The organism is Weissella sp. DD23, from assembly GCF_001579105.1.
Lineage (GTDB): Bacteria > Bacillota > Bacilli > Lactobacillales > Lactobacillaceae > Weissella > Weissella cibaria.
This window is the reverse complement of sequence record NZ_KQ970494.1, coordinates 1-356: the sequence shown is the minus strand read 5'-3', so window position 1 is coordinate 356 and position 356 is coordinate 1. Positions and strand designations below refer to the sequence as shown.

Annotated in this window: 1 protein-coding gene; it reads left to right on the top strand. The window is 45.8% G+C overall.

Annotated features, from left to right (window positions below; all coding sequences use genetic code 11):
- Positions 1-356: ATP-binding cassette domain-containing protein (locus tag WEIDD23_RS12415; protein ID WP_156469688.1), on the top strand; the 356-nt coding region annotated here is incomplete at both ends.

The window sequence follows — 356 nt, the reverse complement described above, 5'->3', positions numbered from 1 at the left end:
GCTTGATTTAACTGGTGACCGCACAGGAGCTCAAGTGGGGGTCATTTTCCAAGATTTTAACTTGTTTCCACAATATACCGTTAAAGATAATGTGATGTTGGCACCGCAATTGGTTCACCACGAAACAAAGGCTGAGGCGGCCGAGAATGCAGATCGTTTGTTGCAAGATTTGGGCTTAACAGCGCAGGCTGATCAATATCCATTCCAATTATCTGGTGGACAGAAGCAACGTGTGGCAATTGCACGAGCTTTGGCGATGAAACCGGGCATTTTGGCATATGATGAACCAACATCTGGCTTGGATGCTGAATCAACAGAACGCGTGATTGCGGTTATTAAGCAATTGCAAGCACAAG